Origin of the sequence: Streptomyces sp. NPDC090083, from assembly GCF_044747445.1 — a bacterium.
In the GTDB taxonomy this organism is placed as follows: domain Bacteria; phylum Actinomycetota; class Actinomycetes; order Streptomycetales; family Streptomycetaceae; genus Streptomyces.
Genome location: NZ_JBIVED010000001.1, coordinates 1099135 through 1118370 on the forward strand (window position 1 = coordinate 1099135; position 19236 = coordinate 1118370).

Consider the following 19236-nt stretch of genomic DNA (forward strand, 5'->3'; position numbering starts at 1 on the left):
GGGGTCATTGGGGCCGACACCGCCCGACAGTGCTTGCCTTCACCCGGTAGCGAACGAAACATCCCCTTTGTTGCTGCCGTGCTCCGAAGGGAAACGCCACCATGCGAGCCGCCGCCCTGTACTCGGCCGCCGGGTCCTTGCTCCTGACCAGCCTCGCCGCCACCCCGGCCACCGGTACCCCCGCCGTTCCCGGCGCGGTGCGGGCCGCCGAGTCCACGGGCACCGCACTGGCCGCCGCGCACGCCCGGGCGAAGGGCATCACCTTCGGGAAGTGCCCCGACGCACAGGACCTGCCCGGCACCATGGAGTGCGGCACGGTCTCCGTCCCGCTCGACTACGCGCACCCCGACGGCAAGCAGATCAGACTGACCGTCAGCCGCGCCCACGCCACCCACAAGGACCCGCACAACAGCAAGCGCAGAGTCCCCCGCCAGGGCTCCCTGGTCTACAACCCGGGCGGCCCCGGCGCCTCCGGCCTCTACTTCCCGCTGATCGCCATGCTCCCCGAGTGGAAGCGCATCGCGTCGGCCTACGACCTCGTCGGCTACGCCCCGCGTGGCGTCGACAAGTCGGCGCCTCTCTCCTGCGAGGACCCGAAGCACTTCTTCAAGGCGCCCTCGCAGTCGCCGACGTACCCCTCGGAGTCGTACAAGAAGGAGCGCATCGCCCAGGCCAAGGCCTACGCGCGCGGCTGCGCCCAGCGTTCCGGCGCCAAGCTCCGCTTCTACACCTCCCTCAACAACGCCCGCGACCTCGACGTCCTGCGCGCCGCGCTCGGCGAGGACCGGCTGACGTTCATGGGCGCGTCCTACGGGACGTACTTCGGGGCGCTGTACGCGACGATGTTCCCCACGCACGTGCGGCGGATGGTGTTCGACTCGGCGGTGAACCCGGACCCCGAGCAGGTCTGGTACCGCAACAACCTCGACCAGTCGGCCGCGTTCGAGGGCCGTTGGACGGACTTCCGCGAGTGGATCGCCCGGCACGACGACGTCTACCACCTCGGCGACACGGCGGACAAGGTGCTCGCCGGCTACCGCGAGGCCGAGGCGCGGCTCGCCGAGAAGCCGGCGGGCGGGAAGGTGGGGCCCGCGCAGTTGCAGGGCGCGATCCTGTCCGCCGGGTACTACGACGACTACTGGCCGCACACCGCGGCCGCGTTGTCGTCGTATCTGAAGGGTGACCCCAAGCCGCTGATCCAGCAGGCCGGGCCCACGCCGGAGGCCGCTGTCGAGGCGGAGAACGGGAACGCGGTGTACACGGCCGTCGAGTGCAACGACGCGCCCTGGCCGACCGACTGGCGGACCTGGGACCGGGACAACACCCGGCTCGCCCGGGTCGCGCCGTTCGAGACGTGGGACAACGTGTGGATGAATCTGCCGTGCGCGTACTGGCCCGCCCCGCGTCAGCAGCCTCTCGATGTGCGGACCGGGCCCGGGGAGTTGCCGCCGGTGCTGATCATGGCCGCCGAGCGGGACGCGGCCACGCCGTACGACGGGGCGCTGGAGTTGCAGCGGCGGTTGTCCGGCTCGGTGCTGGTGACCGAGCGGGATGCCGGGACCCATGGCATCGCCGGGGGATCCAACAAGTGCGTCAACGGGTATCTGGACGCCTACCTGTTGGAGGGGCGGCTGCCCGAGCGGCGCGCGGCGTGCGCGCCGCATCAGGAGCCGAAGCCGAGCCCCGCGCAGGCGGCCCGCAAGTAGTCCACCGGACGGTGGGGGCTGGTCGGGCCTGTGCGGCGGAGCCGCAGGCCGACCCAGCCCCGCGCCCTTCCGGGGCACTTACGCCAGGCCGGCCACCAGGTCGCCGATGTCCTTGCGGCGGCCCGTGTAGAAGGGGACCTCTTCCCGGACGTGCATGCGGGCCTCGGAGGCCCGGAGGTGACGCATGAGGTCGACGATGCGGTAGAGCTCGTCGGCCTCGAAGGCGAGGATCCACTCGTAGTCGCCGAGGGAGAACGAGGCGACCGTGTTGGCACGGACGTCCGGGTAGCCGCGGGCCATCTTGCCGTGGTCGGCGAGCATGCGGCGGCGGTCCTCGTCGGGGAGCAGGTACCAGTCGTAGGAGCGCACGAACGGGTACACGCTGACGTAGTCGCGCGGGGTCTCGTCGGCCAGGAAGGCCGGGATGTGCGAGCGGTTGAACTCGGCGGGGCGGTGCAGCGCCATGTTCGACCAGACCGGCTCCATGGCACGGCCGAGCCTCGTGCGGCGGAAGAGGTTGTACGCCTCCTGGAGCTGGTCGGCGGTCTCGGCGTGCCACCAGATCATGAGGTCGGCGTCGGCACGCAGGCCCGAGACGTCGTACGTGCCGCGGACGGTCACGTCCTTCGCGGCGAGCTGGTCGAACAGCTCCTGGACCTCGTCGGCGTAACCGGAGCGGTCCTCGGGCAGCACGTCCTTCAGCCTGAAGACGGACCACAGGGTGTAGCGGATGGCCTCGTTGAGGTCCTTGGCCAGCTTGCCCTTGTTCGGGACACGGCCGGACTCGGTGGTGGGTGCGTCGTCGCTCATGGGGCTATTCTCCCGCTCCGCCGGAGGCGCTCGGCACCGGGTCACCGGTCAGCCGCTCGACGGCCGTGTACGCGCTGGCGATGGTGGCCGGGATGCCCACCCCGTCGTACGCCGCGCCGCAGACGGCGAGGCCGGGCAGCTTGGCCACGTGTTCGCGGACGCGGGCCACGCGCGCGTGGTGGCCCACCGGGTACTGGGGCAGGCCGTCGGTCCAGCGGGTGACGCGGGTCTCCAGGGGGGAGGCGTCCAGGCCCGTCGCCTCGCGCAGGTCGTGGCGCGAGACGTCCACCAGGCCGCTGTCGTCGCGCTCCAGGATCGCCGTCTCGCCGTACCGGCCGACCGAGGTGCGCAGGACGACCACCTCCGGGTTCTCGTCGGCGATCCAGCCCCACTTCTGGGAGGCGAACGTGGACGCCTTGATGGTGCGGCCGTCGACGGGGGGCACCAGGAATCCGCTGCCTTCGGGGAGTTCGACGTCCGCGCGGCGGTAGGCGAGGGTGACCAGCGCCATCGAGGCGTACTCGACGGCCGCCAACTCCGCTGCCGCGCCCGGCGCCTCGGGGCGCAGCAGCGCGGCGGCGACCGGGGCGGGGACGGCGACGATCACGCCGTCCGCGTCCATCACACGGTCGCCGGCCACCACTCGCCAGCCCGCTGTGCCGTGGCGGCGCAGCTCCGTCACCGGGGTGCCGGTGAGGATCTCGGCGCCGCGCGCGCGTGCCGACTCGGCCACGGCGAGCGGGAGTCGGCCCACTCCGCCCTGGACGCCCATGAAGACCGGGCCGGTCTGCTGTGCGGCGGCGGCACGCTCCTGGATGCCCCGGACGGCCTCGGTGAGGGAGTCGTGGCTCTTCGCCGCCTGGTAGAGCTGCGGGACGGCCGAGCGCATGGAGATGCGGTACGCGTCGCCCGCGTAGACCCCGCCCAGGAGCGGTTCGACGAGGCGGTCGACGACCTCGCGGCCCAGGCGTGCCGCCACGTACGCGCCGACCGCCACATCGTCACCGACCTCCGTGCGGGGCAGGTCGGCGTCGCGCTCGATGCGGTGCAGGCCCTCGTCCGAGAGGACTCCGGAGAGGGCGGACGCGGTGCCGGGGACGCCCATGACATGGCCCTTGGGCATGGGGCGCAGGGCACCCCGGGTCCAGATCGACGCGGTGGCCGTGGCCGGCGTCCGCAGGAAGTCGGCGAGGCCCGCCTCGCGGGCCAGGGCGACGGCCTCGGGGCGGCGGGCCAGCATCGACTCGGCGCCGAGGTCCACGCGGGAGCCCGCGATCTCACCGGGCAGCAGCTTGCCGCCGACCCGGTCCGACGCCTCGACGACGGTCACGCGCACGCCGCTGTCCAGCAGCCGGTGCGCGGCGGCCAGTCCGCCGATGCCGGCGCCGATGACGACGACATGCCCTGGGTCCGTACGAGTCTCCACTTCGCGCATGCCCCCAGCCTCTCAGACCCCACTGACAGTCCGGTCCCGGGCCGGTGTCCGGCGCGAGTCCCGACCGTGACCGCATCGGGACCGTTTCCCGCCAACGTCCCGACCGGTCCCGGCGTCGAAGGTGCGTCAGCCGTCACGACGAACCCCCGGGGGTAGCGACCCATGCGCACACCACACTCCGTACGGCCCGTCCAGGCCCTCGCCGCGCTCCTGCTGGCCTCGGCGCTCGCGCTGGCCGGGTGCAGCGACGGCACGAGCGAGAAGAGCTCCAGCGCCGGTGACGCCGGCGGGAACGCCAAGGCCGCCGCTCCGGACACCGCCCGGCAGGAGGGCGCGGCCGGCAGCGGCAACGCCAGGAACACCAAGGCGGTGCCGCCGCTCACCGCGAGCAGCATCATCCGTACCGCCTCCCTGTCGGTGCGGGTCGAGGACGTGCCGAAGGCGCTCGACGAGGCCCGCACCACGACCGAGAACGCGGGCGGGTTCGTCGGCGACGAGTCCACCAGCCGCGACGGACAGGGGCACGAGCGCACCCGGGTCGTGCTGCGGGTGCCCAGCGACAAGTACGACGGGGTCCTCGCCGACCTGGAGGGCGCGGGCAGGCTCCTGCGGCGGACCGCGAAGGCGCAGGACGTCACCGACCAGGTCGTGGACGTGGAGAGCCGGATCGCCTCGCAGCGGGCCAGCGTGGCACGCGTGCGTGAGCTGATGGACCGGGCCACCAGGCTCAGCGATGTGGTGGAGCTGGAGGGCGAGTTGAGCACCCGGGAGTCCGACCTGGAGGCACTCCTCGCGCAACAGGCCTCCCTGAAGGACCGCACCGGCCTGGCGACCATCACGCTGTCCCTGTCGCAGACCCCGGTCGCCAAGGCGGCCGTCAAGGACGACGGCCCCGGCTTCGTGGACGCCGTCGCGGGCGGCTGGCACGTCTTCCTGACGCTGCTGCGCTGGATCGCCCTCTCCCTCGGCGCGGTGCTGCCGTTCGCGGCCGTGGCGGCGTCGGCTCTCTTCGTGTGGCTGCGTCTCGTGCGGCCGCGCCGGGCGGGGACCGGGCCGGCCGCCACCGGCGCGGGCGCTCTGCCGGAGCGGGGCGGACAGGACTGAAATGGTCGGCCCCCGTAGCGTGTTCGCATGAGCATGAGCCGTGCGAGGGGTACCCGGGAACGACTGGTCGTCATCGGCGGTGACGCCGCGGGCATGTCCGCGGCGTCGCAGGCCCGCCGTCTGAAAGGGCCCGACGAACTGGAGATCGTGGCCTTCGAGCGCGGCCACTTCACCTCGTACTCGGCGTGCGGGATCCCCTACTGGGTGGGCGGTGACGTGTCCGCCCCGGAGAAGCTGATCGCCCGTACTCCCGAGGAGCACCGCGAGCGGGACATCGACCTGCGCATGCGGACCGAGGTGGTCGAGCTGGACGTCGCGGGCGGGCGGGTACGCGCGCGTGACGTCGATTCCGGGGAGGAGTCCTGGACGTCGTACGACAAGCTCGTGATCGGGACCGGGGCGCGGCCGGTGCGGCCGGATCTGCCCGGGGTGGACGCGCCCGGGGTGCACGGGGTGCAGACGCTCGACGACGGGCAGGCGCTGCTGGACTCGCTGGCACGCACGCGTGGACGTCGGGCGGTGGTGGTCGGGGCCGGGTACATCGGCGTCGAGATGGCGGAGGCGTTCGTCAACCGCGGGTATGACGTGACCGTCGTCAACCGGGGCACGGAGCCGATGTCGACGCTCGACCCGGACATGGGGCGGCTGGTGCACAAGGCGATGGAGGGCCTGGGCATCACCATGGTCAACGACGCCCGGGTCACCGGGCTGCGCACCGGGGACGACGGGCGGGTGCGGGCCGTGGTCACGGAGGACGCGGAGTATCCCGCGGACGTGGTGGTCCTGGGGATCGGCGTACGCCCGGAGACGACGCTCGCGAAGGCCGCGGGGCTGCCGCTCGGGCAGCACCGCGGGCTGCTCACCGACCTGGCGATGCGGGTGCGCGGGCACAAGAACATCTGGGCCGGGGGCGACTGCGTCGAGGTCCTCGACCTGGTCTCCGGGCAGGAGCGGCACATCGCCCTGGGGACGCACGCCAACAAGCACGGGCAGGTGATCGGCACCAACGTGGGCGGCGGGTACGCCACCTTCCCCGGAGTGGTCGGTACGGCCGTGAGCAAGGTGTGCGATCTGGAGATCGCGCGTACGGGGCTGCGCGAGAAGGACGCCCACCGCGTGGGCCTGCGGTTCGAGGCGGTGACCATCGAGTCGACCAGCCGCGCGGGCTACTACCCGGAGGCCTCGCTCATGACGGTGAAGATGCTCGCCGAACGCCGTACCGGCCGTCTCCTGGGCGTGCAGATCGTCGGCCGGGAGGGCGCCGCGAAGCGTGTCGACATCGCGGCGGTCGCCCTCACGGCCGGTATGACGGTGGAACAGATGACGGCCCTGGACCTGGGGTACGCGCCGCCGTTCTCCCCGGTGTGGGACCCGGTCCTGGTGGCGGCCAGAAAGGCCGACGCGAAGGTCCGGGCGGGTCTGCGGTAAAGCGTTTACGCGGTGCCGTTGATGCGGTCGATGGCCTGCCGTGCCTGCTCGGCCGGCGGCCTGGCGGGCAGGGACGACACGGACGCGCTCGGCGGCACCATGGCGGCCGGCTGGGCCCCGGCGGGTTTCGCGTGGGCGCCCAGGGCGTTGGACCGCAGCCGGTTGCTCACCGCCTCGTCCAGGGTCACCGGCCGCTGCATCTGGGCGGCGAGGCGGCCCGCCTCCTGGCCCAGCCGGGCGACGTCCTCCCAGGGGAGGCGCACCACCAGGGAGATCTCGGCCTCGCCGTCGGGCGAGGCGGTCAGCTGCGGAGAAATTCGGTCGTTCATCGCCTGATCCTCACGTCGTCCCCGCGACCCGCCTTCCCCGCGCCGCGGGCGGTTGAGGAGACATACGCACAGGCGGACGACGGTGTTCACCGGTTCGCCGCGCGGATCGTGGGCAGTACTTTCATGTGGTCATCCCCGTCCATGACGTGAACCCGGTGCGCCGCACGCCCTGGGTGACGTATGCGCTCATCACCGCGAACGTGCTCGTCTTCCTGTTCACACCCGGAATGGCGGGCTCCGTGGCCGGCGGCAGCGACCTCTCGCAGCTGTGCCATCTGCAGGCGTTCCTGGACCACTACGCGGCCGTGCCGCGGGAGCTGATCCACCACCAGATGCCGCGGATCGTCCCGACGGGCGACGTCCTGACGGGCCCCGGCGGCGCGACCTGCGCGGCGGGACCGCCGACCTACGACAAGTCGGCCCCGCTGAGCGTGTTCACGGCGATGTTCCTGCACGGCAGCTGGATCCATCTGCTGGGCAACATGCTGTTCCTGATGATCTTCGGCAACAACGTCGAGGACCGCATGGGCCACATCCGCTTCACGCTCTTCTACGTGGTGTGCGGTTACGCGGCGGGCTACGGCTTCGCGGTGCTCAACGCCGACTCCGGGGATCCGCTGATCGGCGCCTCCGGGGCGATCGCCGGGGTCCTGGGCGCGTATCTGGTGCTGTACGCGAGGGCCAGGGTGTGGGTCCTGCTGCCGTTCCTGTTCTTCCTGCCGCTGCGCCTGCCGGCCTGGCTGGTGCTGGGCTTCTGGTTCGTGCTCCAGGCGTTCTACTCGTCCGGCGAGGGCGTCTCCGGCGCGGGCACGGTGGCGTACGCGGCGCATGTCGTCGGGTTCCTGGCGGGCATGCTGCTGGCCTGGCCGCTCAAGGCGGGCACTCCCCCGCCGCCGGAACCGCGCGGCCTGCTGTTCGGCAGGCGGGCGAGGCCCCGGCACACGTGGTGAGCGGGCCTATCGGGCCGTCTGGGTGTGGACGTACTCGACGAGCCGGGTGAGCGAGTCCGGGTCGGTGTTCGGCATCACGCCGTGCCCGAGGTTGAAGATGTGCCCCTCCAGGCCCTTGGCCGCGTCCAGGACCTCGCGGGTCTTGGTCTCGACGGCCTCCGTGGAGGCGAACAGGACGGTCGGGTCGAGGTTGCCCTGGAGCGCCTTGCCGGGGCCGACGCGGCGGGCGGCCTCGTCCATCGGGACGCGCCAGTCGACGCCGACGACGTCCGCGCCCGCCTCGCCCATCAGGCCGAGCAGTTCGCCGGTGCCGACGCCGAAGTGGATGCGCGGGACGCCGTAGCCCTCGACGGCCCGGAAGACCTTCGCGGAGGCGGCGAGGACCGAGCGGCGGTAGTCGGCCGGGGCGAGGGCGCCGGCCCAGGAGTCGAAGAGCTGGACGGCGCTGGCGCCCGCCTCGATCTGGACCTTGAGGAAGGCGGACGTGATGTCGGCGAGGCGGTCCAGGAGGTCGGCCCAGAGCTCGGGGTCGCCGTACATGATCGCCTTGGCGTTCTCGTACGTGCGGGACGGGCCGCCCTCGATGAGGTAGCTCGCGAGGGTGAACGGGGCGCCGGCGAAGCCGATGAGCGGAGTGGAGCCGAGCTCGGCGGTCAGCAGGCCGATGGCCTCCGTGACGTAGGAGACGTCCTCGGGGGTGAGGTCGCGGAGCTGGGCCAGGTCGGCGCGGGTGCGGATCGGGTTGGCCACGACCGGGCCGACGCCGGGCTTGATGTCGAGGTCGATGCCGATGGCCTTGAGCGGGACGACGATGTCGCTGAAGTAGACGGCCGCGTCCACGTGGTGCCTGCGCACCGGCTGGAGGGTGATCTCGGCGACCAGTTCGGGCCGCGTGCAGGACTCCAGCATGGGGATGCCGGCGCGCGCCTTGTGGTACTCCGGCAGTGAGCGCCCGGCCTGCCGCATGAACCACACGGGCGTGTGCGGTACGGGCTCACGCCTGCACGCCTTCATGAAGGCGGAGTCGTCAGTGGCGGTCTGCTGCTGGCCCGCGGGGCTCTGGTTGGCACTCACGGGGCAAGTCTCGCACGGCGCCAGAAGGCGATTACACGGTGTGCTGAGCGGAAGAGCGGGTGTCTAGTCCCGCACGATGCCTCCGTTCCCCTTAATCTTCCCGCATGGCTGCGGCTCAGGGACGATTGTCGGATGGCGCTGACGGGATGGACGACTCCAAGGAGGGGGATGGGGGCGGTGCGGCGCCGCCGGCTTTCCAGGCCGCGGTCCAGGCCCTGCGGAACAGCCGGCTGAGGCCGCAGATCGAGATCGATCCGACGCCCGCTCCCCAGCGGCTCGCGCCCTACGCGTACGCGCTGGAGGCCGCGGTTGTCGACGGCGACCAGGATCTGGCCGACGGGCGGCTGGTGCTGCTGCACGACCCGGCCGGGCACGACGCCTGGCACGGCACGTTCCGGCTGGTGACGCTGGTGCGCGCCGAGCTGGAGGCGGAGATGGCGGCGGACCCGCTGCTGCCCGACGTGTGCTGGTCCTGGCTGACCGGCGCGCTCCAGGCGCGCGGGCTGACGTACGGCGAGCCGAGCGGCACCGTCACCCGGGCCAGCTCGCACTACTTCGGCGGGCTGTCCGAGCGGCCGTCCGCCTCGCAGATCGAGATCCGTGCCTCCTGGACGCCGCGCGAGGGGCTCGGCGGTGTGCCGGACACGGCGGCGCATCTCGCCTCCTGGTGCGATCTGCTGGCCCAGGTCGCGGGCCTGCCGCCGGCGGGCCCGGGCGACGCGTCCATCGTCACGCTGCCGCAGCGCAGGGGTCCGCAGTCGCGCTGAGCCTTACCCGAGGCACACCGAGGTCTTACCGATCATTTCCGGTGTCTTTGTCGATACGGCCACTTTCAATCAGGAGTGGCCCATCGAACGAGCCGTTTCGTGCACCGAACGATCGACAGCGTGTCCGAATTGCACTGATTGCTACTCACTAAATCGTGATCTTTCTCTAAAGGACCCGGGGTTTGGTGCCGAAGACGACTGTGACCTTGAAAGTCGTCCCACACCCCAGGAGGCCTGGTGTCCGTTCTCCTCGAGCAGCCCGCAAGCCTGGTCGCCTACCGCCCGAACAAGCCGACCGCCATGGTGGTCGTGGCCGACCCGCGCGTCCGCTCCACCGTCACCCGCCACCTGTGGGCGCTCGGTGTACGCGACGTCATCGAGGCCTCGTCCGTCGCGGAGGCTCGTCCCCGCATCGGCAACCCCCGTGACATCTGCGTCGCAGACGTCCACCTCCCCGACGGCTCCGGTCTCACCCTGCTCTCCGAGACCAGAGCCGCAGGCTGGCCGAACGGCCTGGCCCTGTCCGCCGCCGACGACATCGGTGCCGTGCGCAACGCCCTCGCGGGCGGCGTCAAGGGCTACGTCGTCACCGGCACCCGCACCAACGTCGGGCTCCCCACCCGGCCCGGCGCCGCCCCCATCGGCTCCGCCGCCGCCCGTATGCACCGCCGCCCCCCGGGTTCCCCGAGCCACCCGGGTGGCTACCGCGAACTGTCCGGCCGAGAGGTCGAGGTCCTGCGCCTGGTCGCGGAGGGCCAGTCGAACAAGGCCATCGGCGTCTCCATGGGCCTGTCCGCGCTGACCGTCAAGAGCCACCTCGCCCGCATCGCCCGCAAGCTCGGCACGGGCGACCGCGCCGGCATGGTGGCGGTGGCGCTGCGCACCGGCATCATCCACTGACCCCGCCCCTGTCCCGACCCCGTCCTCGCTTCCCCTCCCTCCGCTCCACCTCCCCGTCTCCGCTCGCCTTCCTTCCTCCCCCTCCCCCTCCCGCCTCTCCCCCTTCGAGCCGTGAACCGGATCTTTCACTTACCTGACTGGTTTACGACCCCCAGACGCCCGTCGACGGAACGTTCCGTCGGCGGGCGTTGTCCATACACGGATACCCTTGACAGGTGACCGACGCCCAAGAAACCGCAGCAGACAGCTCACTGCGAACCACCGGAGGCGCCCCTCCGGACGACGTCGAACCGGCGCCGATCCCTTTGCTCGAGCCCCGCGAGGGCATTCCGCCCGTGATCGCCGACGAGGAGTCCCTCGCCGAGGCCATCGCGGCCTTCGCCGCCGGCACCGGCCCCCTCGCCGTCGACGCCGAGCGCGCGTCCGGCTACCGCTACGGACAGCGCGCCTATCTGGTGCAGCTGCGCCGTGAGGGCGCGGGCACCGCACTGATCGACCCCGTCGCCTGCCCCGACCTGTCCGGCTTCGGCGAGGCCGTCTCCGGCGTCGAGTGGGTGCTGCACGCGGCCACCCAGGACCTGCCGTGCCTGCGCGAGATAGGCATGGTGCCGACGCGGCTGTTCGACACCGAGCTGGCCGGCCGGCTCGCCGGATTCCCGCGGGTCGGCCTCGGCGCCATGGTCGAGAGCGTGCTCGGTTTCGTCCTGGAGAAGGGCCACTCCGCCGTCGACTGGTCCACCCGCCCGCTGCCCGAGCCGTGGCTGCGCTACGCCGCCCTCGACGTCGAGCTCCTCGTCGACCTGCGGGACGCCCTGGAGAAGGAACTCGACCGCCAGGGCAAGCTGGACTGGGCCCGCCAGGAGTTCGACGCCATCGCGTCCGCACCGCCCGCGGAGCCCCGCAAGGATCCGTGGCGGCGTACGTCCGGGATGCACAAGGTACGGCGGCGCCGGCAGCTCGGTGTCGTCCGCGAGCTGTGGCAGACGCGGGACCGGATCGCGCAGCGGCGGGATGTGTCCCCGGGCAAGGTGCTGTCGGATGCGGCGATCGTCGAGGCCGCGCTCTCCCTTCCCGTCGACGTGCAGGCGCTGGCCGCGCTGAACGGGTTCGGGCACCGGATGGGACGGCGGCAGCTGGAGCAGTGGCAGGTGGCCGTGGACCGGGCCAAGACGCTGCCCGACTCGGCGCTGCCGCAGCCGGGGCAGCCGGTCACCGGGCCGCCTCCGCCGCGCGCCTGGGCCGACAAGGATCCCGAGGCCGCGGCCCGGCTGTCCGCCGCACGGGCCGCGGTGTCCGCGGTGGCCGAGGGGCTGAACATGCCCCAGGAGAACCTCATCACCCCGGACACCGTGCGTCGGGTCTGCTGGGAGCCGCCGAAGAACCTGGACGTGGCTTCCGTGGGGGCCGCGCTCTCCGGGTACGGGGCACGGGCCTGGCAGGTCGAGCAGGTCGCACCGGTGCTGGTGGACGCGCTGACCGCGAAGGCGCCGTAAGGGTTTGGCGTGGTTCTCCGGGTGCGTCGGCGTCGAGATCAGGCCAAGATCCTCGGAGCAGGGGCGGGGAACCGCGTCCGGGCGGGGTGTGACGTTCGCCGCTCCCGGCCCCGGGACTGGGCAGCTTGGTTACTCGTAAGTAGCATGGGTCCTGAGCGCGCGCTCAGCGCATCGCAGCAGTGCCGATCCCGCACCCTGGAGGAGAGCCAATCGTGCCTCGTACCGTCAGGGACGTCGTCTTCGTAGACGGCGTCCGCACCCCGTTCGGCAAGGCGGGCCCGAAGGGCATCTACCACGAGACCCGGGCCGACGACCTCGTCGTGAAGGCGATCCGGGAGCTGCTGCGCCGCAACCCCGGACTCGACCCCGCGCAGATCGACGAGGTCGCCATCGCGGCGACCACCCAGATCGGTGACCAGGGTCTGACCCTGGGCCGCACCGCCGGCATCCTCGCCGGGCTGCCCCAGTCGGTGCCCGGCTACTCCATCGACCGCATGTGCGCGGGCGCGCTGACCGCCGTCACGACCACCGCGGGCTCCATCGCCTTCGGGGCCTACGACGCCGTCATCGCCGGTGGTGTCGAGCACATGGGCCGCCACCCCATGGGTGAGGGCGTGGACCCGAACCCGCGGTTCGTGAGCGAGAAGCTGGTCGACGACTCCGCGCTGTTCATGGGCATGACCGCGGAGAACCTGCACGACCGCTACCCCACGATCACCAAGCAGCGCGCCGACGAGTACGCGGTGCGTTCGCAGGAGAAGGCCGCCAAGGCGTACGCCAACGGCAAGATCCAGCAGGACCTGGTGCCGATCTCGGTCCGCAACACCAACGACCAGGTGGGCGAGGTGGGTTGGGGTCTGGTGACCGCCGACGAGCCGATGCGCCCGGGCACCACGCTGGAGAACCTGGCCGGTCTCAAGACGCCGTTCCGTGTGCACGGCCGGGTCACCGCGGGCAACGCGGCCGGTCTGAACGACGGCGCCACCGCGTCGATCATCGCGAGCGAGGACTTCGCCCGCGAGCACGACCTGCCGGTGCGGATGCGCCTCGTGTCGTACGCCTTCGCGGGCGTCGAGCCGGAGGTCATGGGCTACGGCCCGATCCCCGCGACCGAGAAGGCGCTCGCCAAGGCGGGCCTCGGCATCGGTGACATCGGTCTCTTCGAGATCAACGAGGCCTTCGCCGTCCAGGTGCTGGCCTTCCTGGAGCACTACGGCATCGCCGACGACGACGCGCGCGTCAACCAGTACGGCGGCGCGATCGCCTTCGGTCACCCGCTGGCCTCGTCGGGCGTACGCCTGATGACGCAGCTGGCCCGTCAGTTCGAGGAGCAGCCGGACGTCCGCTACGGCCTGACGACGATGTGCGTCGGCTTCGGCATGGGCGCCACGGTCATCTGGGAGAACCCGCACTTCGAGGGGGACAAGTGAGCACCACCACCGAGCTTCTGAAGGGTGCGGCCGAGCTGTTCCCCGACGAGGTCGTGACGTCCGCGCACGTCCGCCACCTCGAACTGCCGTACGGCGCCGGGCGGTTCGCGCTCATCACGCTGGACAACGGCTTCGACCACACCAAGCCGACCACCTTCGGCCCAGCCTCGCTGGCGAACCTCGACACCGCCATCGACCAGGTCGAGAAGGAGGCGGCGGCCGGCGAGATCGTCGGTGTCGGCATCACCGGCAAGCCGTTCGTCTTCGCCGTCGGCGCGGACCTCAAGGGCGTCGAGCTGCTGAAGAACCACGACGACGCGCTCGCCATCGGCAAGGGCGGCCACGAGGTCTTCAAGCGCCTCGCGGACATCGCGGTCCCGACCTTCACGTACTACAACGGCGCGGCCATGGGCGGCGGCGTCGAGGTCGGTCTGCACTGCTCGTACCGCACGGTCTCCCAGCACATCGCGGCCTTCTCGCTGCCCGAGGTCTTCCTCGGCCTGGTGCCCGGCTGGGGCGGCTGCACGCTGCTGCCGAACCTGATCGGCGCCGACAAGGCCGTCTCGGTGATCATCGAGAACAGCCTCAACCAGAACAAGCAGCTCAAGGGCCGGCAGGTCTTCGACCTCGGGATCGCGGACGCGCTCTTCGAGGGCGCCGACTTCCTGGAGCAGTCGCTGATCTGGACGGCGAACGTCCTCAAGGGCGACATCAAGGTCGAGCGTCCGGCGATCGACCGCGGCGAGGCCTGGGACCAGGCCGTCGCCAAGGGCCGTTTCATCGCGGACTCCAAGGTGCACGGCGCGGCCCCGGCCGCCTACCGCGCGCTCGACATCGTCGAGGCGGCGAAGAACGGCGACCTCCAGCAGGGCTACGACGCCGAGGACCTGGCGCTCGCCGACCTGATCATGGGCGGTGAACTCCGCGCCGGCATCTACGCGTTCAACCTCGTCCAGAAGCGCGGCAAGCGTCCGGCGGGTGCGCCCGACAAGAACCTGGCGCGTCCGGTGACGAAGGTCGGCGTGGTCGGCGCGGGCCTGATGGCCTCGCAGCTCGCCCTGCTGTTCCTGCGCCGCCTGGAGGTACCGGTCGTCCTCACGGACATCGACCAGGAGCGCGTCGACAAGGGTGTGGGCTACGTCCACGCCGAGATCGACAAGCTGCTGTCGAAGTCCCGTATCAACCAGGACAAGGCCAACCGCCTCAAGGCCCTGGTGACCGGTGTGCTGGACAAGGCCGAGGGCTTCGCGGACGCGGACTTCATCATCGAGGCCGTGTTCGAGGAGATCGGCGTCAAGCAGCAGGTGTTCGCGGAGGTCGAGGCGGTCGCCCCGGCGCACGCGATCCTCGCCACGAACACCTCCTCGCTGTCGGTGTCCGAGATGGCGTCGAAGCTGAAGAACCCGGAGCGGGTCGTCGGCTTCCACTTCTTCAACCCGGTAGCGATCCTGCCCCTGCTGGAGATCGTGCGCGGCGAGCAGACGGACGACGCCTCGCTGGCGACGGCGTTCGCGGTGGCCAAGAAGCTGAAGAAGACAGCGGTGTTGGTGAAGGACGCCCCGGCGTTCGTCGTCAACCGCATCCTCACCCGCTTCATGGGCGAGATCCAGAACGTCATCGACGAGGGCACCCCGGTCGCGGTCGCCGAGAAGGCCGTCGAGCCGCTCGGTCTGCCCATGTCCCCGCTGGTGCTCCTGGAGTTGGTCGGTCCGGCGATCGGCCTGCACGTCTCGGAGACCCTCAACCGGGCCTTCCCCGACCGCTTCACGGTCTCCCCGAACCTCGCGGCCGTCGTCAAGGCGGGCAAGCGCGGCTTCTACGTCTACGACAGCGGGAAGCCCGAACTCGACCCCGAGGTCGCCGCGTTGCTCCAGCAGGGCGACTCGGTGCTGACCGAGGAGCAGGTGCGGGACCGGGTCCTGGACGCGGTGGCGCAGGAGATCGGCCTGATGCTCGACGAGGGCGTCGTCGCCGAGGCCCAGGACATCGACCTGTGCCTGATCACCGGCGCGGGCTGGCCCTTCCACCTGGGCGGCATCACGCCGTACCTGGACCGTGAGGGTGTCTCGCAGCGGGTCAACGGCAAGCCGTTCCTGGCGCCGGGTCTGGCGAGCGTGCCCGCCTAGCCCCTGGTCCCTTGCCGCGGTGCCCGGTACATCGGCCGATGTACCGGGCACCGGTGCGTCAGGGCATGTCCTCGACGTGGACGACGCGCAGTCCGGTGCCGTCCTGGTCGCGCTTGGCCCGGCCGTGCATGCCGACCGCCAGGTGCGAGGGATCGTCGGGCTCGTCCGTCGCGACGAAGGTGACGACGTCCCGGTGATGGCTCGTCACCAACCAGCCCTCGCCGTTGTTGAGTTCGAGCACGCGGAAGTCGCCCGCCGACGTCGCCACCTGTACGGGGCCGAACTCGCGCAGGATCGCGGTGGCCTGTTCGGCGGGATCGCCGTCCGGCTCCTCCAGCAGCACACAGGTGCCGTGCTCGAACAGGACCCACGGCTTCTCGGAGCCGCTGAGGATGAGCCGCCAGACGGCGACGAGTGATTCGGTGTCCACGGTGGCCATCATGGCGCACTCACACCTCCCGCCACGCCTCCAGGGCCAGTCCGGGCTCGTCCTTCCGCCGGGTGAGCAGGAGTTGGCCGGTCGACGGCGACACCGTCGCGGCGGCCACCCGGTCGTCCTCGTCCAGGGTGAGGGAGACCTCGGCGTCGGCCGGGAGCTGGGGGCCCGACTCGGTCCACCAGGCGCCGGCCGACTCCTGTTCCGTGGGGTACGCGGCGAAGGCGACCCGGCCGCTGGCCGAGCGCTGGGCGAGCAACGTGCAGTCGTGGCCGTCGAGTTCGCAGCGGACGGCGGAGACCGGGCCGGGGCCCGCCGAAGGCAGGAGCGCGACCGGTTTGGTGCCGGGGCGCCACACGCAGAGGTCGCCGGAGTCGTCCGTGTAGAAGAGGGTGGTGCGCTGCGCGGAGGTGGCCAGGGCGCGGAGCGTGCCGGGGCGGACCCGGGCCTCCATCGCCTCCTCCAGCACGGGTTGGCCGCCCGGCTCCAGCTGGCGCCAGTGCAGGATCGCGCCGGGCACGGACGCGTACAGCTCGACCGTGCCGGACTCCCCCGTCACCGCCGCCAGGTCCTCGTGGACGTCGCTCCCCTTGAGATCGCGCCAGGCTTCCCAGCCGCCCTTCTCCTTCTGGGCCAGCAGGCTGACCCCGCCGCCCGCGTTGCGCACGAAGAGGTGGGCGCGGCCTTCCGCGTCGACCGCCATGGCCGGTACGCCGGTGCGGTCGCCCTTCTTGTCCGGATGGCCGACCGGGTTCCAGTCGAGGGCGGCGAGCCGGGGCCTGAAGTGGGTGGAGTGGACCAGTCCGGACTCGCCGGCCACCGTGGGGCGCCAGGACACGAGATGGGCGTAGCCGTCCGCGCCCTGTCCGATCCCGAGCGGCCCCGGCAGCAGCTTCTGGTCGCCGCCCACCGTGCGCGGGGCGCTCCAGAGGCCGCCGGGGCCGCGTTCCGCCCGGCACCGGACGGCGTCGCCCGAGGGCAGATAGACACTGAGCCGGCCGTCGCGGCCGCGTATGAGCCAGTCGCCGTTCACCGGTTCACTCTAATTGGGGCGGGCGGATCCGCGGGGGCCGCCCCCGTCCGCGTGCGACCCTTGCCCCATGGACGAGGACACTCCCCTGCTCGTGATCGTCGACGGCGCGAACGTCGTCGGGTCGGTGCCGGACGGCTGGTGGCGGGACCGCAAGGGTGCCGCCGAGCGTCTCCGCGACCGCCTCGCGAGCGACGGTCTGCCGGGCCGCACGGACCCCGTGGAACTGGTCCTCGTCGTGGAGGGCGCGGCCCGCGGTGTGACGTCGGTGCCGGGCGTACGGGTGGACTCGGCTCCCGCCGAGGGGGACGACCGCATGGTCGAACTGGTCGCCGAGGCCGCCGGCCGCCCCTGTCTCGTGGTCACCGCGGACCGCGAACTCCGCCGCAGGGTGACGGAGTTGGGCGCGGAGGTCACGGGGCCGCGCAGCGTACGGGGCTGACCCGAGGACGCCCCCGAAGCACACGGCCCCGCACATCCGCTCCAGCGAGCGGGATGTGCGGGGCCGTACGGCCGACTGGGCCGCCTACGAGGCGTTTCCGGCCGGCGGGGTGGTGGACCGGTCCGCGTCCGCCGACTCCTCCAGGGCCAGGCGGCTGTGGGTGCGGCCGTAGAAGTAGTAGACGAGGAAGCCGATCGCCATCCAGATGGCGAAGCGGAGCCAGGTCTCGGCGGGGAGGTTGAGCATCAGCCAGAGGGAGGCCAGGACCGAGAGGATCGGGAGGGCCGGGACCAGGGGGGTGCGGAAGGAGCGCGGGAGGTCGGGGCGGGAGCGGCGCAGGATGATGACGCCGACCGCGACCACGATGAAGGCGAACAGGGTGCCGATGTTGACCAGTTCGGCGAGTTCGCTGAGGCTCGTGAAGCCCGAGACGATCGCGATGATCACGCCGAGGAGGATGGTCGGGCGGTACGGGGTGCGGAAGCGCGGGTGGACGTGCGAGAAGAAGCGGGGCAGGAGGCCGTCCCGGCTCATCGCGAAGAACACGCGGGCCTGGCCCAGGAGCAGGATCATGCACACCGTCGTCAGACCGATCGCCGCGCCGAAGCTGATCAGACCCGCGAACCACGGGTGTCCGGTGGCCTTGAACGCGTCGGCGAGCGGGGCGTCGATCGACAGCGAGCTGTACTTCTGCATACCGGTCACGACGATCGCGACGGCGACGTACAGCGTGGTGCAGATGACCAGTGAGCCGAGGATGCCGCGCGGCACGTCCCGCTTCGGGTTGCGGGTCTCCTCGGCTGCGGTGGCGACGACGTCGAAGCCGATGAAGGCGAAGAAGACCACGGAGGCGGCGGTGAAGATGCCCATGACGCCGAAGTTGGAGGGCGCCCAGCCGAACATCAGCTGGATCAGCGGGGCCTTGAGGTTGCCGCCCGCCTCCACGGCCTGCGACTTGGGGATGAACGGCTTGTAGTTGTCGCCCTTGATGAAGAAGGCACCGGCGACGATCACCACGAGGACGACGGCCACCTTGATGGCGACGACGACCGAGGTGACCCGCGCGGAGAGCTTCATGCCGAGGACGAGGATCGCGGTGAGGACCAGCACGAGCAGCGCGGCGAGAAGGTCGAAGCCGAAGCCGTGGGCGCCGTCCCGGCCGCTGAGCGCCTCGGGCAGGTGCCAGCCCGCGTTGTCCAGCAGCGAGTGGATGTAGCCGGACCAGCCGACGGCCACCACCGCCGTCCCCAGGGCGAGTTCGAGGACCAGGTCCCAGCCGATGATCCAGGCGGGGAACTCGCCGAGCGAGGCGTACGAGAAGGTGTACGCGGAGCCCGCGACCGGGACCGTGGACGCGAACTCGGCGTAGCAGAGCGCCGCGAGGGCACAGACGACGCCGGCGACGACGAAGGACAGGGCCACCGCGGGTCCGGCGGTGTTCTTGGCGGCCGTGCCGGTCAGGACGAAGATGCCGGTGCCGATGACGACTCCGACGCCGAACACGGTGAGATCCAGGGCCGAGAGGGATTTCTTGAGCGCGTGCTCGGGTTCCTCGGTGTCCTGGATGGACTGTTCGACTCTCTTCGTCCGGAAGAGTGTGCTGCTCACGGGTCTACCTCCCACGCTCGGCGTCCTCGGCCTGGCCGAGAGGGGGCGATGGGGGTCCCCCGGTCGAGCGAAGCCGAGACTGGGGGAGCGTATGCCCGGCGCGAGCGGATTCACGCGAACGAGCCGCTTTCACCACTGCGAAGAGTGCTGAAAGCGGCCCGTTCGGCG

17 protein-coding genes are annotated in these 19236 nt (G+C 71.6%); 10 read left to right on the forward strand and 7 right to left on the reverse strand.

Annotation, left to right across the window (positions count from 1 at the left end; all coding sequences use genetic code 11):
* The first annotated feature begins 101 nt into the window (after positions 1-101).
* Positions 102-1706, forward strand: coding sequence for an alpha/beta hydrolase (locus tag ACIPTO_RS04635; protein WP_401189440.1), 1605 nt, complete (start codon positions 102-104; stop codon positions 1704-1706).
* A gap of 78 nt (positions 1707-1784) precedes the next feature.
* On the opposite strand, the gene hemQ is transcribed toward ACIPTO_RS04635, so the two are convergent.
* Positions 1785-2516: a hydrogen peroxide-dependent heme synthase gene (gene hemQ, locus ACIPTO_RS04640; RefSeq protein ID WP_366312340.1), complete on the reverse strand. Its 732-nt coding sequence runs from the start codon at positions 2514-2516 to the stop codon at positions 1785-1787.
* Between the two features lie 4 nt (positions 2517-2520).
* Entirely contained in the window at positions 2521-3951 is a 1431-nt protein-coding gene (hemG, locus tag ACIPTO_RS04645; protein ID WP_401189443.1) for a protoporphyrinogen oxidase, read from the reverse strand.
* 162 nt (positions 3952-4113) lie between these two features.
* Here hemG and ACIPTO_RS04650 point away from each other — a divergent pair, with 162 nt between their 5' ends.
* The gene (locus ACIPTO_RS04650) at positions 4114-5055 is read left to right on the forward strand and encodes a DUF4349 domain-containing protein (protein ID WP_401189444.1); all 942 of its coding nucleotides are present in this window, start codon (positions 4114-4116) and stop codon (positions 5053-5055) included.
* 27 nt (positions 5056-5082) lie between these two features.
* Positions 5083-6483, forward strand: coding sequence for an FAD-dependent oxidoreductase (locus ACIPTO_RS04655; protein ID WP_401189446.1), 1401 nt, complete (start codon positions 5083-5085; stop codon positions 6481-6483).
* A 5-nt stretch (positions 6484-6488) separates the two neighbouring features.
* On the opposite strand, the gene ACIPTO_RS04660 is transcribed toward ACIPTO_RS04655, so the two are convergent.
* Positions 6489-6812, reverse strand: a complete 324-nt coding sequence (locus ACIPTO_RS04660) for a hypothetical protein (protein ID WP_366312348.1) — start codon at positions 6810-6812, stop codon at positions 6489-6491.
* Between the two features lie 125 nt (positions 6813-6937).
* Between ACIPTO_RS04660 and ACIPTO_RS04665 the strand changes: the two genes are divergently transcribed.
* On the forward strand, positions 6938-7762 hold the full coding sequence (locus ACIPTO_RS04665) for a rhomboid family intramembrane serine protease (protein ID WP_366312350.1): 825 nt from the start codon (positions 6938-6940) through the stop codon (positions 7760-7762).
* A gap of 6 nt (positions 7763-7768) precedes the next feature.
* On the opposite strand, the gene hemE is transcribed toward ACIPTO_RS04665, so the two are convergent.
* Positions 7769-8836, reverse strand: coding sequence for a uroporphyrinogen decarboxylase (gene hemE, locus ACIPTO_RS04670; protein ID WP_366312352.1), 1068 nt, complete (start codon positions 8834-8836; stop codon positions 7769-7771).
* Positions 8837-8940: 104 nt separating this feature from the next.
* Between hemE and ACIPTO_RS04675 the strand changes: the two genes are divergently transcribed.
* From ACIPTO_RS04675 to ACIPTO_RS04695, 5 genes are all read left to right on the forward strand, one after another.
* Positions 8941-9603 (forward strand): DUF3000 domain-containing protein, encoded by a 663-nt coding sequence (locus ACIPTO_RS04675; RefSeq protein ID WP_366312354.1) that lies wholly within the window; start codon positions 8941-8943, stop codon positions 9601-9603.
* Positions 9604-9840: 237 nt separating this feature from the next.
* Positions 9841-10503 (forward strand): response regulator transcription factor, encoded by a 663-nt coding sequence (locus ACIPTO_RS04680; RefSeq protein ID WP_030605794.1) that lies wholly within the window; start codon positions 9841-9843, stop codon positions 10501-10503.
* Positions 10504-10718: 215 nt separating this feature from the next.
* The gene (locus ACIPTO_RS04685; RefSeq protein ID WP_401189449.1) at positions 10719-11996 is read left to right on the forward strand and encodes an HRDC domain-containing protein; all 1278 of its coding nucleotides are present in this window, start codon (positions 10719-10721) and stop codon (positions 11994-11996) included.
* Positions 11997-12208: 212 nt separating this feature from the next.
* Positions 12209-13426: an acetyl-CoA C-acyltransferase gene (locus ACIPTO_RS04690; RefSeq protein WP_366312358.1), complete on the forward strand. Its 1218-nt coding sequence runs from the start codon at positions 12209-12211 to the stop codon at positions 13424-13426.
* Positions 13423-15552: a 3-hydroxyacyl-CoA dehydrogenase NAD-binding domain-containing protein gene (locus ACIPTO_RS04695; protein WP_401189451.1), complete on the forward strand. Its 2130-nt coding sequence runs from the start codon at positions 13423-13425 to the stop codon at positions 15550-15552. Before ACIPTO_RS04690 ends, ACIPTO_RS04695 begins: the two co-directional genes overlap by 4 nt.
* Positions 15553-15610: 58 nt before the next feature.
* On the opposite strand, the gene ACIPTO_RS04700 is transcribed toward ACIPTO_RS04695, so the two are convergent.
* Entirely contained in the window at positions 15611-15991 is a 381-nt protein-coding gene (locus ACIPTO_RS04700) for a hypothetical protein (RefSeq protein ID WP_401189707.1), read from the reverse strand.
* A gap of 10 nt (positions 15992-16001) precedes the next feature.
* Positions 16002-17021: a hypothetical protein gene (locus ACIPTO_RS04705; protein WP_366312362.1), complete on the reverse strand. Its 1020-nt coding sequence runs from the start codon at positions 17019-17021 to the stop codon at positions 16002-16004.
* 67 nt (positions 17022-17088) lie between these two features.
* On the opposite strand from ACIPTO_RS04705, the gene ACIPTO_RS04710 reads away from it, so the two are divergent.
* Complete coding sequence (locus ACIPTO_RS04710; RefSeq protein ID WP_366312364.1) at positions 17089-17460, forward strand: NTP pyrophosphohydrolase; 372 nt, start codon at positions 17089-17091, stop codon at positions 17458-17460.
* An 84-nt stretch (positions 17461-17544) separates the two neighbouring features.
* Here the strand turns inward: ACIPTO_RS04710 and ACIPTO_RS04715 are convergent, their stop codons facing one another.
* Complete coding sequence (locus tag ACIPTO_RS04715; RefSeq protein WP_366312366.1) at positions 17545-19068, reverse strand: amino acid permease; 1524 nt, start codon at positions 19066-19068, stop codon at positions 17545-17547.
* Positions 19069-19236 lie beyond the last annotated feature (168 nt).